This window comes from Streptococcus suis (assembly GCF_002960445.1).
GTDB lineage: Bacteria > Bacillota > Bacilli > Lactobacillales > Streptococcaceae > Streptococcus > Streptococcus hyiners.
Genome location: NZ_POJD01000099.1, coordinates 1 through 293, shown reverse-complemented (window position 1 = coordinate 293; position 293 = coordinate 1). Strand labels below are relative to the sequence as shown.

General features: G+C 42.3%; 1 pseudogene. It reads right to left on the bottom strand.

What is annotated here, in order from left to right:
* A pseudogene (locus C1G53_RS01880) lies at positions 1–293 on the bottom strand (primosomal protein N'); the annotation flags it as partial.

Below are 293 nucleotides of genomic sequence, written 5' to 3'. Positions count from 1 at the left end.
GCATGATTTTCCCTTGCTCTGTCACGTCCAAGTCAGAAAAACGAATCTGCTCCTTATCACCAAACAGACTAATCTGCTCTGCCATTTCCAAACCAATCCCTGGACGGATCAATTTGTCATAGGTCGAATTGAGCAAGCTGGGTAGCATGGATTTTAAGAGAGTAATTTTATAGGAGAAGACCGACTTTCTCATCTGGTCCGCCAACCAAAATTGCTCTTGATTGAGAACAGGACTATAGTCCAAAACCTCGGCAAGCTCTTTCAAGTCTTGTAAGCTATTTTCATCATCTTCA